Annotated in this window: 15 protein-coding genes; 3 read left to right on the top strand and 12 right to left on the bottom strand. The window is 68.5% G+C overall.

From position 1 onward, the window contains the following. Nucleotides 1-156 precede the first annotated feature (156 nt). Nucleotides 157-1812 carry a glutamate--tRNA ligase gene (locus tag ACIRGA_RS09065; RefSeq protein WP_400938421.1) on the top strand — a complete coding sequence of 552 codons (1656 nt, stop codon included), beginning with the start codon at nt 157-159 and terminating at the stop codon, nt 1810-1812. A gap of 460 nt (nt 1813-2272) precedes the next feature. Here ACIRGA_RS09065 and ACIRGA_RS09060 read toward each other — a convergent pair whose 3' ends face one another. Next, the gene (locus ACIRGA_RS09060) at nt 2273-2974 is read right to left on the bottom strand and encodes a hypothetical protein (protein ID WP_400938419.1); all 702 of its coding nucleotides are present in this window, start codon (nt 2972-2974) and stop codon (nt 2273-2275) included. A 15-nt stretch (nt 2975-2989) separates the two neighbouring features. After that, entirely contained in the window at nt 2990-3823 is an 834-nt protein-coding gene (locus ACIRGA_RS09055; RefSeq protein ID WP_400938417.1) for a hypothetical protein, read from the bottom strand. Between the two features lie 231 nt (nt 3824-4054). Between ACIRGA_RS09055 and ACIRGA_RS09050 the strand changes: the two genes are divergently transcribed. Continuing rightward, nucleotides 4055-4276, top strand: a complete 222-nt coding sequence (locus ACIRGA_RS09050; RefSeq protein ID WP_400938414.1) for a hypothetical protein — start codon at nt 4055-4057, stop codon at nt 4274-4276. Here the strand turns inward: ACIRGA_RS09050 and ACIRGA_RS09045 are convergent. Both ACIRGA_RS09045 and ACIRGA_RS09040 read right to left on the bottom strand, forming a co-directional pair. Further along, nucleotides 4273-4506 carry a hypothetical protein gene (locus ACIRGA_RS09045; RefSeq protein ID WP_400938412.1) on the bottom strand — a complete coding sequence of 78 codons (234 nt, stop codon included), beginning with the start codon at nt 4504-4506 and terminating at the stop codon, nt 4273-4275. The genes ACIRGA_RS09050 and ACIRGA_RS09045 overlap by 4 nt on opposite strands. A 192-nt stretch (nt 4507-4698) precedes the next feature. Then, nucleotides 4699-5655, bottom strand: coding sequence for an ArsR/SmtB family transcription factor (locus ACIRGA_RS09040; protein WP_400938410.1), 957 nt, complete (start codon nt 5653-5655; stop codon nt 4699-4701). Between the two features lie 48 nt (nt 5656-5703). Between ACIRGA_RS09040 and ACIRGA_RS09035 the strand changes: the two genes are divergently transcribed. Next, nucleotides 5704-6129 (top strand): hypothetical protein, encoded by a 426-nt coding sequence (locus ACIRGA_RS09035; protein WP_400938407.1) that lies wholly within the window; start codon nt 5704-5706, stop codon nt 6127-6129. 60 nt (nt 6130-6189) lie between these two features. Here the strand turns inward: ACIRGA_RS09035 and ACIRGA_RS09030 are convergent, their stop codons facing one another. The 8 genes from ACIRGA_RS09030 to ACIRGA_RS08995 all read right to left on the bottom strand — a co-directional run bounded on the left by ACIRGA_RS09030 (nt 6190) and on the right by ACIRGA_RS08995 (nt 12962). After that, nucleotides 6190-6507, bottom strand: coding sequence for a hypothetical protein (locus ACIRGA_RS09030; protein WP_400938405.1), 318 nt, complete (start codon nt 6505-6507; stop codon nt 6190-6192). 104 nt (nt 6508-6611) lie between these two features. Next, a complete protein-coding gene (locus ACIRGA_RS09025; protein WP_400938694.1) occupies nt 6612-7190 on the bottom strand; it encodes a hypothetical protein in 579 nt (192 codons plus the stop codon). Nucleotides 7191-7291: 101 nt separating this feature from the next. After that, nucleotides 7292-7924: a TetR/AcrR family transcriptional regulator gene (locus ACIRGA_RS09020; RefSeq protein ID WP_400938403.1), complete on the bottom strand. Its 633-nt coding sequence runs from the start codon at nt 7922-7924 to the stop codon at nt 7292-7294. A 50-nt stretch (nt 7925-7974) separates the two neighbouring features. Further along, nucleotides 7975-8787, bottom strand: coding sequence for an ECF transporter S component (locus tag ACIRGA_RS09015; RefSeq protein ID WP_400938400.1), 813 nt, complete (start codon nt 8785-8787; stop codon nt 7975-7977). Then, nucleotides 8784-10379, bottom strand: a complete 1596-nt coding sequence (locus ACIRGA_RS09010; RefSeq protein ID WP_400938397.1) for an ABC transporter ATP-binding protein — start codon at nt 10377-10379, stop codon at nt 8784-8786. Before ACIRGA_RS09010 ends, ACIRGA_RS09015 begins: the two co-directional genes overlap by 4 nt. Continuing rightward, entirely contained in the window at nt 10376-11485 is a 1110-nt protein-coding gene (locus ACIRGA_RS09005; RefSeq protein WP_400938395.1) for an energy-coupling factor transporter transmembrane component T, read from the bottom strand. The genes ACIRGA_RS09010 and ACIRGA_RS09005 overlap by 4 nt, the downstream gene beginning before the upstream one ends. Next, nucleotides 11485-12405, bottom strand: coding sequence for an ABC transporter substrate-binding protein (locus ACIRGA_RS09000; protein ID WP_400938393.1), 921 nt, complete (start codon nt 12403-12405; stop codon nt 11485-11487). Before ACIRGA_RS09000 ends, ACIRGA_RS09005 begins: the two co-directional genes overlap by 1 nt. Continuing rightward, the gene (locus tag ACIRGA_RS08995) at nt 12402-12962 is read right to left on the bottom strand and encodes a flagellar hook-length control protein FliK (protein ID WP_400938391.1); all 561 of its coding nucleotides are present in this window, start codon (nt 12960-12962) and stop codon (nt 12402-12404) included. Before ACIRGA_RS08995 ends, ACIRGA_RS09000 begins: the two co-directional genes overlap by 4 nt. Nucleotides 12963-12964 lie beyond the last annotated feature (2 nt).

The following is a 12964-nucleotide window of genomic DNA, read 5'->3' as shown; positions in this document are numbered from 1 at the left end:
ATGTCCGGCAAGGCCATTTTACCGGGGTGCACCGACGGAAAAGCACGTCTCGATCCGGCTTCGGGACCCACCCTCACCAGGCCGGGAGGCCGGACGGTTAGGCTCTTCGGTGGCGAAAACCGCCATGCACCACGACGCCGGGAGATCTGAACCGCCATGCTGGACCGAGCAGTCATCGACGCCCTCTTCCCCGCCGACCTGCCCGAGCCCGAGCACTGGGAACAGCGTTACCCCGCCCGCGAGCTCCCCGAGGGCGCCAGGGTCACCCGCTTCGGCCCCTCGCCGACCGGGTTCGTCCACATCGGCGGCGTCTACGTCGCCACCATCGACCAGGACGTCGCCCGCCGCAGCGGCGGCCGCTACCTCGTCCGGGTCGAGGACACCGACCGCTCCCGCGAGGTCGAAGGCGCCATCGACCAGTTCGAGCGCGGCTTCGCCTACTTCGGCCTCGCCGCCGACGAGGACATCCACCGCGGCGGCGACTACGGCCCGTACCAGCAGTCCGAGCGCGAGCAGATCTACCTGACCTACGTCCGCCACCTGCTCCGCTCCGGCCGCGCGTACCTCGACTTCGCCACGAAGGACGAGCTGGCGGCGATCACCGCCCGGCAGCAGGCGACGAAGCTGCCGACCGGCTACTACGGCTCGTGGGCCATCTGGCGCGACGCCGACCCCGCCGACGTCCAGGCCAAGCTCGACGCCGGGGACCCGTACGTCGTACGGTTCCGCGCGCCGGACGACACCGGTGCCCGCGCCCGGTTCACCGACGCCATCCGCGGCCCGCTGGAGGCCGAGGCCAACCGCAACGACGTCGTCATCCTCAAGAGCTCCGACCAGAGCCCCCGGCTGCCGACCTACCACTTCGCGCACGCCGTCGACGACCACCTCATGCGGGTCGACCTGGTCATCCGCGGCGACGAGTGGATCTCGTCGGTGCCGGTGCACCAGCAGCTGTTCGACGCGCTCGGCTTCGAGCCGATCACGTACGCGCACATCGCGCCGCTGATGAAGCAGGAAGGCGGCAGCAAGCGCAAGCTGTCGAAGCGCAAGGACCCGGAAGCGAGCGTCGACTTCTACATCGAGTCCGGCTACCCGACCAAGGCCGTCCTCTACTACCTGCGCGGCCTCGCCAACGGCCGTCTCGCCGAGATGCCGCTCGAAGAGGCCCTGGCCGAGCCGATCAACCTCGACGAATGCGGTGTCGCCGGCCCGCTGGTCGACCTGGTCAAACTCGACGACATCTCGGCGGACCACATCGCCACGCTGTCCGGCGCCGAGATCCTCGAAGAGGTCCGCGGCTGGGCGGAGCGGTTCGACCCCGAGCTGAAGACCGTCCTCGACGCCGAGCCGGACCTCGCGCTCCGCGCGCTCGCCGTCGAGCGTGACGGCGCCGAGAACCCGCGCAAGGACCTGAAGAAGTGGAGCGAGTTCCGCGCCGTCTACGGCTTCTTCTTCCCGCAGCTGCACGCGGCCGTCGCGAGCCCCGACGACGAGCGGATCACCGCCCTCGGCGTCGCCCGCGAGGTCGTCCAGGCCGTGGCCCAGGACTTCGTCGAGAACTACCAGCAGCTCGACGACGGCCAGGAGTGGTTCCAGCAGATCCGCGAGGTGGCGGCGAAGCACGGCTTCGCGAAGAACGCCAAGGAGTTCAAGAAGAACCCCGAAGGCTTCCCGGGTTCCATTCGGGAGGCTTCGCAGATCATCCGGATCGCGATCACGGGCTCGACCCGGAGCCCGGACCTGCACTCGATCACCCAGGCGCTGGGGCGCGAGGAGACGCTGGGCCGGTTCTCCGGTCTCATCGGCGAGTGACTCGTTACACCCTGGGTCCGCGCTGACCGACGAGGGTCGACCGCGCCACGAATGTCCACAAAGGACACTTTTCGAGCCGCAAGTGTCCGATTTAGGTAGTATGCACGATGTCGCACGAGGGTCGTGAGTGGCAAGTGGGGTTCTAACCCTCATTGCCACTCACGACCTCGGTCAGGATCGTACAAATGGATATAAAACGGACGCCGCGCAGTCGAAGAGTGTCCCTTGTGGACAATCAGCGGCGATTAGGCGTCAGCGAAGAGGGCCCACGCCACGTTTGACTTACCCCTCAATAACCCGAAACGCCACTCACGACCAGTGACCCTCCAGGCCACCGCCGCGCTTGCTCGCCCCTGGAAGGTGTGAAGGCCGTGGTATTGCTGAGGCCGCGGTGGCGATCGTGGAGTCCGCGAAGGCCTGGCCAACCCATGGCCCTGACCGTCCCGCCGCTCACGAGGCTCTAGAACTGGTCGTAGAACGCCAGCTTGACGGCGACGACCGCCTCTTCGGTCTCCCGGAACCGCTCCCGCGCCTCGCCGGAGTCGATCAGCTGCACGAGCCGCAGTCCGAGCTGGTCGGAATGCGTCAGCGAAAGAGGGGACGCGGCGGCGAGGGGGCGGGACTTCGCGTCGTGCACGTGGTGCGGGTGGTAGAAGACGGACCTGTCGCCGAGCACCGGCCCGATCCGGCGCCAGAGTTCGCCGTACTCGACCGAGACCAGCACCTCGCCCCAGAACCGCAGGATGGTCAGGAGTTCGACGTCGGCGTGCTGCGAGTCGCCCGCCGAGGCGATCAGCTCCATGGTGGTGTCGAGGCAGGCCGACGTGGCGAGTGACTTCCGTGACCGCACGAGCACTTCGCGCGGGACGCCCAGGGCGAGGATGTCCGCCATCAGATCCTCGCGGTGCGAAGGTGTGCTGCCGGGCGAGGTGTTGTCCGGGTACTCCTCGCGGATGATGACGCGGGCGATCCGTTTCGACTGCTCGTCGGTGAGCAGGTCGATCGCCAGGTCGTAGGCCATGGTGAAGGCCAGCGACAGGAACCGACGCTGCACTAGGACCGTCTGAAGGTCCTCCCGCGAGAGATCGGTGACGCCACGCAGCACCGGGTGGCTCCGGAACCGCTCGATCAAACCGTCTTCGAACTCGTCGAGTTCGCGCATCAGTACACCTCTTGCTCAGAAACGGATCATGTCGATGCTTCGCTTCCAGCCGGCGAGGTCGACGTCGCGGCCGATGTCCCACAACGTGTCGAGCTCGCGCTGGATCTGTTCGCCGAGCACGGCGTCGTGCGTGCCCTCGATCTCGAACTGCGGTGAATCGATCGCCAACTGGCCGTGCAGGAACATGCTGACCAGGTAGCGCCCGTCGGCCTGGTACACCGAAACCGAGGCCTGCGAGTTCAACACCCGCACCTTCAGGTTGCCCTGACGCCTCGCCAGCCGCCGGTGCAGCCGGGAGAGTATCTCCAGGCACTCCGCGATCCTCGTGCTCACGAAGGGGCTGCCCGCGTCGTCACTCCGGCCCAGTGCCGCCTCCCGCAGCCCCACCAGCATCGAGTTCGGGTGCAGCAGCATGATGCGCACTTGGGCACGCCGATCGACGATCGCGGCTTCCAGATCCTTTTCCAGGCGTTGCAGGTTGGGGATCCAGGTGTTCAGGATCGTCACCTGTTTGGCCTTCGCGACGTGCGCGGCGAACTCGTCGTCCGGAAAGCGCTTGTGCACCTCGACCACGCCGCCGTAGTGCGACCGGCGGAGGCTCGCCGCGATGGTGTCGATGTCGAGGCCGGCGAGACGATCGCGGATGTCTTCCAGCGCGCGCAACGGGGTCAGCTCGATGAGCAGCACCACGACCACCCCGCTGACCATGATCAGGGTCAGGGTGGTGACGCCCTTCGGCGCGACCTTGTCGAGCAAGCCGAGCTGTTCCGTGATCCCGACCGCGAAGCCGGCCACCGCCAACCCGCCGAGACTGAGCAATTCGAGCCAGCGACGCATTCTGCGGAGCATTCACCCTCCGGGATCCGGCAGCCAGGTCCTCATGTTCCCACGATCGGAGAATCGATTGTGATCGGGGCCACCACGTCGGCGCGACGCTATTCCTTTCACGGAATTCACGAAAAGAATCGAATCCGGCACGGGAATCCGCAGCGGGGAGGGCGCACGTCACAAGGCGGGCATGAAACGCGCAAGCCTCGACAGACGACTTACCCGGCACGCGAGTAGGGAAAGTTGTGGTCGATGAGCGCTGATCGCGTTGTCCAGCTGCGCTGGGAGCCCCGCCGCGTGGCCGGCGACGGCGGCGCGGCTTTGTGCTACCCGGGAATCTCCATGATCCGGCGCGACGAAGGCGAAATCGTCGGCCGCACTTGGGTACCGGTCGGGGAAGAACCCACCTTCGCCGACGACGAGGCGCTGATCGCCGCATTGCACGCGGCCTGGTGCTGGACCAAGCCCGTCTAGTCGTCGCCGGACTTGTACCGGCGCTGGAGTTCCTCGTCCTGCTCACGCGGCGGCTTTTCCACCCAGCGCCCGTGGACGAGGTCGTTTTCCGTGTAATCGGCACGCCGCGAGGCCCAGCCCGGCAACATGATCTTGCGTGTCCCGCCCCGCCCTCGATCGCGCAGATCGGTGACGACGGCGACGCCGATCACCAGCGCCAGAATTCCGAGGACTATCCAGATCACGACCATGGTCCGCTCCCCCGCAGATAAGTCGGTTTCGCTCAGATTAGCGGCGAACGGCATCCGGATGGGCCTCATTTTTCCCGGCACCCGTCCGACGGAGGCGCTACCAGGTCTTTTGCGCGTGGCCGCAAAAGTGTCGTCTCCCTCGCCCGCATCAGGCAGGCTTTGCCGGGTACACGAGGGGGAGAGCATGCGAATTCAGCCGAGGAGAGCGGCACCCAGCGGGGTCAGGCTGTGGACCACCATCGCGCCATCACGCGAACTGGTGATCAGGCCGGCCTCGCGAAGGACCGTGGTGTGGCGCGAAACAGCGGTGGCGGAGATGCCCAGCCTGTCGGCCAGTTCACCACTGTGGAAACAGCCCGCGACGGCGTGCAGCACCGCCGCCCGGGTACGACCGAGCAGGCCGGCCAAATCCCGGGAGACCGGCGCGGCTTCGTGTTCGTGCGACACCGGGAAGACGACGACCGGATCCAGGTTCTCGTCCGCGAGTGCGACCGGGGTGCCCCAGCAGAAGTAGGACGGGACGAGCCGGAGCCCGCGCCCACGCAGGTGCAGATCGCGGTCGACGGGGTACCGGGCGGTCAGCAGCGGCGCCTCCCAGTGGAAGATCGGGCGGAGCGAGTCGAGGAGGCCGATCGCACCGCCTTCACCGGCCTGGCGGGAACGCAGCGCGCGGTCGGTGTCGACCCGGTTCCGCACCGCCGTCCAGTGGGGCGCGACCAGCGTGTCGTGCGCGAGGCGGAGCGCGTCCGTGACTTGGCGGAGCGCGGCGGGGTCGCCGGCGACGATTCCGCCCGTCCAGCGCGGAAGCCGCCGATCCCGTTCCAGTAAAGCGACTTCGTGACCGAGCCGCCGCACCGGAGTGCCCATCAGGGCGTCCAGTCCGGCGGCGAATCCGCCCGCCGATTCGGGTGGAGTGAGGAAATCCGGGAAGTACCGGGTGGGCGGGGCGAGCGCCAGGAGGAACCGCAGCGCCCCTCGGGAACCCTGTTCGCCCATCTCGCGCCGCACGCGGCGACGCCAGTGCGCGAACACCGGGATTCCGTCCAGGACGAGTTTCTGCATGGCCAGCACCGTTTCCCACAACGGGTCCGGTGCGCCGGCGACGCGGACGCGTGCGAGGTCCTGGTCGGTGAAGTGAATACGAAGCATGACGCCTCCCCCACGGAGTCGTCATTTATGTACCACAAGGAGGGGTTCATGAGGGGTTTCTTCGGCAGGAATCTACGGCGGATGGGTGCCGTGACGGCCGCCGCTTCGGTGGCGCTACTGGGATTCACGGGAGTCGCTTCGGCGGCTTCCGGTGAGGCCTACGCGTCGGGCACCGGGGTTTTCGGCTCCGCCAACTGGGTGTGGACCAAGAGCGGGTTCAAGACCGCCAACGTCGCGGTGCGGGACACCAAATGCGACGCGCACAAGGTCTTCATCTTCTTCGAGGTGAAACGGACGAGCGGGCAGGTCTACCAGACCACGCACCGCGAGAACGGCGGCGGTTGCGGAAGCACGGCTTCGTGGAGCGATCTCACCTATGACGCCGGGTACTACGTCAAAGCCGTGCGCGTGGTGAGCTGCGTCGATGGGGCAGGCTGCTTCCGGAGCACCTACAAGGACAACCCGCTCACCTGAGGCGAACATGACGGTGCCCGGTGTCCGCGAGGTTTCGCGGGCACCGGGCACCGGGGGCGGTCAGCCCCTGGCGTTCGGGTCGATCACGTCGCCCGCCAGCCCGGTGGCCACGTCGCCGAGCGCACCGGTGGAGTCGACGACGCCCTGACCGGCGGCGGTGGCCGAATCGACGGCGTCCTGGCCCGCGGTGGTGGCGCTCTCGGCGAGCCCCTGGCCGGTTTCGGCCAGCCCCTGGCCGGTCTCGGCCAGCCCACCGGTCGCCTGGGTGACCTGGTCGGCGGCGCCGGAAAGGTCGACGCCGGTCAGCTCGCTGACCTTGTCGCCCGCCCCGCCCAGAAGTTCGGCGGCCTTTTCCTTCAGCGAGTCGAACAGGCTCATCAGGGGTACTCCTCGGATCGGTCGTGCGAAAGCGGCTGAAAGTTCACCGTACAGGACAAAACGGGCACAGTGCGCGACAGCCGCCGCTCCGAAGGAGTGAGCGTTCAGAGACAGGGCGGCCGGTAGCGGTCGATCGAGAGGCCGCGGAAGTCGAGCTTGTTCGGGGTCTTGCCGACGAAGACCAGGCCGCGCGCCTCGGTGAGCGCCGAGGCGAACGAGTAGCCGGGCGTACCCAGCTCGGGCAAGGTCGTCCAGGCTTCAGGCTTGAAGCTGAAGAACTTCTTCACGATCTTCCCGCCGGTCGACGGCACCTTCGTGAGCCACTTGTCCCCGCCGCTCCAATGCGAGGCGGGACGCAGCTGGACGTAGAGATCGTCGGTCGCGCTGTAGGTCATCCAGAAACCGGCGGATTTCGAGAGATCGGCCTGCGCTTCGAACCGGTTCCCCAGCCAGACGACGACCACGTGCCATTCGGCGTTGAGGAAGGACACCTTGGCCGCGTAACCGCCGCGTTCGCGGACGAGCAGGCTGCCGGATGGCGGCAGCGTGGTGCCCTCACCGGAGGCGAGCCACTGCTGCAACCGGTCGATCGACGGGGTGGCGCATTCGCAGCCGTGCCCGCCGGACGCGTTCGCGACGGCACCGGGGCCGATCAGCGAAGCCAGGAGCACCGACGAGAGCACCGCGAGCGTACGAATCCTGGATCCTCCGCGCATTCCCGGAAGCTAGCACAGCGATCACCGAAAACCGCCCCACAGCGGTGAAAGCGGCGGTGATGCCCCGCTCAGCGGGAACTGTCCTTTATGGACAAGGAGTCGACCTCGGCGGCGAAAAGCAGTGCGGGGTCGAACCCCATGCCGGCGAAGTGCCCGGCGAGTTCGAGCGACAGGACGCCGTGAATACGGGTCCAGAAGATCACGGCGCGACGGAGGACCGCGGCGGGCACCGGCTTCCCGCCCGCCCACTCGCGATGCTCCTCGAGATGACCGTCGAACGCCGTCACCCGCCCGTCGTCCGGCTCCGCCGCGTGCACGTCGATCAGCACGGCCATGATCTCGTTCGAGATCTCCGTGGTGTCGCCGGGCGCACGGTAGCCGGGGATCGGCGTTCCGTAGACGAGCAGGTAGCGCTGCGGATCCGCCAGCGCCCATTCCCTGATCGCGTAGGCGACTTCGGCCACGCCGGCAGCAGCCTGGACGGCGTCGGCGAGGCTTCGGTAGGCGTCCCGGATCAGGTCCGTGATCAGGTCGTCACGACTCGGGAAGTACCGGTACAGGGCAGGGCCGCTCATGCCCACCTGTTTGGCGATCGCGTTGAGGGACAGCGCGGACACCCCGGTCGTGGCCAGCTGCTCCCACGCGTGCCGCTTGATCTCCGCGCGCACCTGGGCCCGGTAACGCTCACGCGAGGTCTCCACCGGCCGCTCCCTTCCGTTCAGTTAGAGGCTATCACTTTCCCTATTGACCCTCACGTGAACGAAGGAAGCGCCCCGAAGGAAGCCTTTCGCGAAGCCCGGCGCAATGTGGCGAGCACGGCGGGCCCCAGCACCAGGATCGCCACCGAGTTGGTGATCGCGCGGCCGGTGTCCCAGCCCGCCGTCGAGGTCAGCAGGGTGAACACGGCGAACCGGTGCAGATTCTCCAGCAGCGGGGCGCCGGGCACGTAGGAGATGTGCCCGTCGTGGTACGGCACTTCGGCGTCGGTGATGAACGGCCAGAACCACAGGTTCATCAGGAACCCGAAGACGTACGCGACGAAGATCCCGTACGCCACCAGCATCGCGATCTCCGCCTTGCCGGTGACACGGCGGGGCAGCAGCCCGGCGCCCATCCCGATCCACGCCGAGCACATCATCTGGAACGGCAGCCACGGCCCGACTCCGGCGGTCAGCAGCGCCGAAGCGAACATCGACGTGCAGCCGAGCACGAAACCGAAGCCGGGACCGAGCACCCGCCCGGCCAGCACCAGCAGGAAGAACACGGTCTCGATGCCCGCGGTCCCCGCCCCGAGGGGCCGCAGGGCGGCGTTCACCGCGGAAAGCACGCCGAGCATCGCGAGGGCCTTCGAATCCATGCCCCCTTCGGACATCTCGGCCAGCACGATGACGATCAGGATCGGCAGGATCCCGATGAACACGAACGGCGCGTCCGGGCCGTGCTGCATCGACTGCGGCTCGACGCGGACCAGGAGCGGCCAGACGAACATCATCAGCCCCGCCAGCGACGCGAGGCCGAGCACCGTCGCCGAGCGGGGGCCGAGTCGCACCGCCGGGGCCGTCATGGGACTTCCTGTGGCAGCGCCGAGCGGACCTCTTCGACGGTGAGCCAGGGTTCTCCGAGGATCTTCGCGATCTGTGTGGCGAACGCCGGGGAGCCGCCGAGCACCTCGCCGGTCGGGCCGTCCGAGACGACCTCACCTTCCGCCATCACGATCACCCGATGCGCGATCGTCGCGACGAACTCGACGTCGTGGGTGGCCACGACGATCGCCTTGCCCTCGGCCGTCAGCGAAGCGATCATCCGTGCCAGCGCCGCCTTCGCGGTGTAGTCGAGGCCACGGGTCGGTTCGTCCAGCAGCATGATCCGCGGCGCGGCCGACAGTTGGACCGCGAGTACGAGCGCGAGACGTTGTCCCTCCGAAAGATCGCGGGGATGCGACGCGGGATCGATACCCGGAGCGAGCCTGTCGAGCAGTTCGCGGCAATGTCCCGGCTCCGCACCCGATTCCGCGTCGGCGGCTTCGCATTCGGCGGCGACGGTCTGCAGGTACAGCAGGTCGCTCGCGGTCTGCGGCACCATGCCGACGAGCGCGCGTGCCGCGGCACTGGTGAGCGTCTTCGGATCCTTGCCCTCGACGGTGACCTTGCCGCCCTGCCGAGGGCCGGAGCCCTGCACCGCCCACAGCAGTGACGACTTGCCGGAACCGTTGCGCCCCATCATCGCCAGCACCTCGCCGGCGCGCAGGGTCAGGTCGACCTCGCGCACCGCGACCTTCGGCCCGTACCGCACGACGACCCCGGACGCGGCCAGCAGCTCCTCGCCCACGGGTGTGTTTCGCGCGGGCGGAGTCCCCAGGACCAGCGACGAAGCACGCCGCCGGGCGTCACGCACCGACATCGGCAGCGGATCCCAGGCGGCCAACCGTCCCAAGTGGACGATCGGCGGCGCGATGGGCATGTCCTTCAGCACTTCCGGCGGCGTCCCGTCGATCACTCCCCCGGTGCCCGGGACGTGGATCATCCGGTCCGCGAACGGGATCACGCGTTCCATCCGGTGCTCGGCCATCAGCACCGTCGTGCCGAGGTCTTCCACCAGCCTGGCCAGCGTCGCGAGCACCTCCTCGGCCGCGGTCGGATCCAGCGCGGACGTCGGTTCGTCCAGCACGAGGACCTTCGGATGCGTGGTCAGCACCGAACCGATCGCCACCCGCTGCTGCTGCCCGCCGGACAACGTCCGCAGCGCCCGCCTGCGCAGTTCCGCGATGCCCAGGAGATCGAGGGTCTCCTCCACCCGGCGGCGCATCACTTGCGGGCTCAAGCCGAGCTGCTCCATGCCGTACGCGAGTTCGTCCTCGACCGTGTCGGTGACGAAGCCCGCGAGCGGGTCTTGGCCGACGACGCCGACCAGATGCGCGAACTCGCGCGGCGGCCGGGACCGTGTCGTCACGCCGTCGACGGAGACCGTGCCTTCGAGGTGACCGCCGGTGAAATGCGGGACGAGACCGTTGATCGTGCCGAGCAGTGTCGACTTGCCCGCTCCCGTCCGGCCCGCGAACAACACGAGCTCGCCTTCACCGATGGACAGCGTCACGTCGGACAGCACCGGTTCGGCGCGGCCGTGATAGGTGAAGGAAACGTGGTCCAGTTCGATCATGTGTGCGCTTCTTCTAGTGTGGCGTAAGGAGGCTCGGGGACCGGGGTCAGGAAAGCGGGCAGCACGCCGATCAGTACGCCGAGCAACGGCACCCACGACAGCGACGGCCAGGACAGGCCGATCAGCGACGGGTTCACGTTCACCGGGTTCACCTCCGACGTCGTGAACAGGATGGCCGCGACGGCGATCCCGCTGACGGCGACGACGATTTCCGGCGGATGCCAGCGATCCGGCCGGTAGCGCGTGCGCTGGACGCGCTTGCCCGCCGACCAGAACCCGATCAGCCCGATCACGACCCCCACGGAAAGCACCGGCGCGGCCAGATATCGCGGCGTCGAACCGTCCAAAGTGGCGTAAACGCCGACGCAGACGCCGATCAGGCCGACGATCATCAGCGTTCCCGTGATCAGCCTGGTCCGCGCTTCGACCAGACCCGCGCGGCCGTAGCCGCGTGAGTCCATCGAAGCGGCGAGCTGCAGCGAGCGGGAAAGCGCGTCCTCCAGCACCGGGATGAGGATGGTGTGCAGCGCCTTCACTTTCTTCTTTCCCGAGCCGCCGCGCAGCCTGCGGGCCCGCCGCACCCGCAGCACGCTCTCGGCGAGCTGCGGGAACACCGACAGCGCGACGATCACCGCCGTGCCCACCTCGTACAGCGCCGGCGGCATCGCCTTGAGCAGCCGTTTCGGGTTCGCGAGCGCGTTGGCCGCGCCGAGGCAGATCACCATCGTCGCCAGCCGCATCCCGTCGTAGAGCCCGCCCAGCAACGATTCCGCGGAGACGTCGCCGAAGAGCCGGATCCCCGCCGCCCATTCCGGCAACGGGATCTCGGGCAGCCGCAGGATGATCGTGGATCCTTCGGCACCACCGAACACGACGCGGAAGAACACACGGATCGCGACGATGAACGCGCCCAGGTACAGATAGAGCCGGAACGCCAGCGCCCACGGCGCCTCACCGCGGCGGGCCACGACGACGTACCCGGCGACGGCCACGATGGTCAGCAGCAGCCACGGGTTCGTCGTGCGGGTCGCCGCGACGGCGAGCCCCAGCGCCCACACCCACCACGCGGCCGGGTGCAGATCGCGCGGCAGGAAGTAGGACGTCATCAAACTCCTTGCGCGCGTTTGCGTCTGCGTGCCATCAGGAATCCCGCCACACACAGCGCGAGCACCGCAGCAACCGCCGCCCAGGGCGCCCAGCCGCCCGCTCCGGACTCGCGTTCGATCACCGCGTTGACGTCTTCGGCGTTCTCACCGCCGGTGAACGCGACGTTCGACGACGGGTCCTGCGCCTTCGGCCGCGCCGATGCGCTCGGACGCGGCTTGGGCGGCGGTAGCGTGCCGGAACTCGGACCCGCGGCCGGAACCTCTCCGGCACCGGGTTCCGCGCCCACCGTCTGCTGTGGACCGTCCCCCGCCGGCGGTCGCTGCTGCCGCTCGCCGGGGTCGCCGGTGGCCGGCTTCGCCTCCTCGCGCGGCACACACGGTTGGCTCTCCGTGCCGGGCCGCACGGCGGAGACCCGCGGGACCGGGTTGCTCTGGGCGGTGGCGTTCAGGGAGAACGACCAGCCCTCGAACCCGCCCGGGATGAAGTCACGGTTCTTGACGCCCCACTGGCTGTAGTCCCAAGCGCAGTTGTTCGAGGCGTGCCAGTAGGACCAATAGGCCTGAGCCGGAGGCGTGTCGACGCACTGCTCCCGGTAGTTCTCGCGGCCTTTCATCGGGACGTTCTCGGTCGCGGACGGGCGGTTCTCGACCCGGCAGACGAACGACTCACCCCAGCGCTGGACCCCGGCGATCTGGAAACCGGCGCCCTTGATCGCGTCCAGCCCGGTGCCGCGCGTGGCCTGGGGATTGCAACGCACGATGGCCGTGCCGCCGAGCTGCTGGAAGTCCACCACCACGGTGACGCCGGTGGCGTCCTTGCAGAACCCCGGATATCCCTTGCCCTGGTCGACGGCGTACGCGGACGGCGCCGTGGCGGCGATCAGGAAGACCGCCGCCACCACCCCGAAGACCTTCCTCACGGGATGGCCGGGTTCCTCGGCGTGACGCCGGGCGGCGGGTTGGTCGTCGCCGACTTGTTCAGCGAGAACGACCAGCCCTCGAAACCACCCGGGACGACGTTGCGGTTGAGGGCGCCCGTGCTGCTGTAGGTCCAGGTGGTACCGGAGCCGTCGGCGTGCCAGTAACCCCAGTACGCGCCCGCGGGCGGGGTGGTGACGCACGCTTCCTTGTAGTTCGGGTTGGTCGACAGCGGGAGGGTCTCCGTCGCGGACGGGCGGCCTTCCAGACGGCAGACGAAGGCGAGCCCCCAACGCGCGGTTCCCGCGACCGCGATCCCCGCGTCCTGCAACGCCTTGATACCGGTGCGGGCGGTGCCCGGCGCGGCGTTGGGCGAGCAGCGGGTGATCCTCGGCGCGGCCAGTTCCTGGAAGTCGACCACCACCGTGACCCCGGTACGCGCGTCGGCGCCGGTGCAGATCCCGTCGTAGCCCTTGGTGGTGTCGACCGCGTTCGCGGGTGCGGCGGACAGCCCGATCAGTCCGATGAGGACGGACGTGACGGCGAGCACTCTTTTCATGG

This window comes from Amycolatopsis sp. NPDC102389 (genome assembly GCF_044765885.1).
Taxonomy (GTDB): Bacteria; Actinomycetota; Actinomycetes; order Mycobacteriales; family Pseudonocardiaceae; genus Amycolatopsis.
This window is presented reverse-complemented; position numbering and strand designations above follow the sequence as displayed.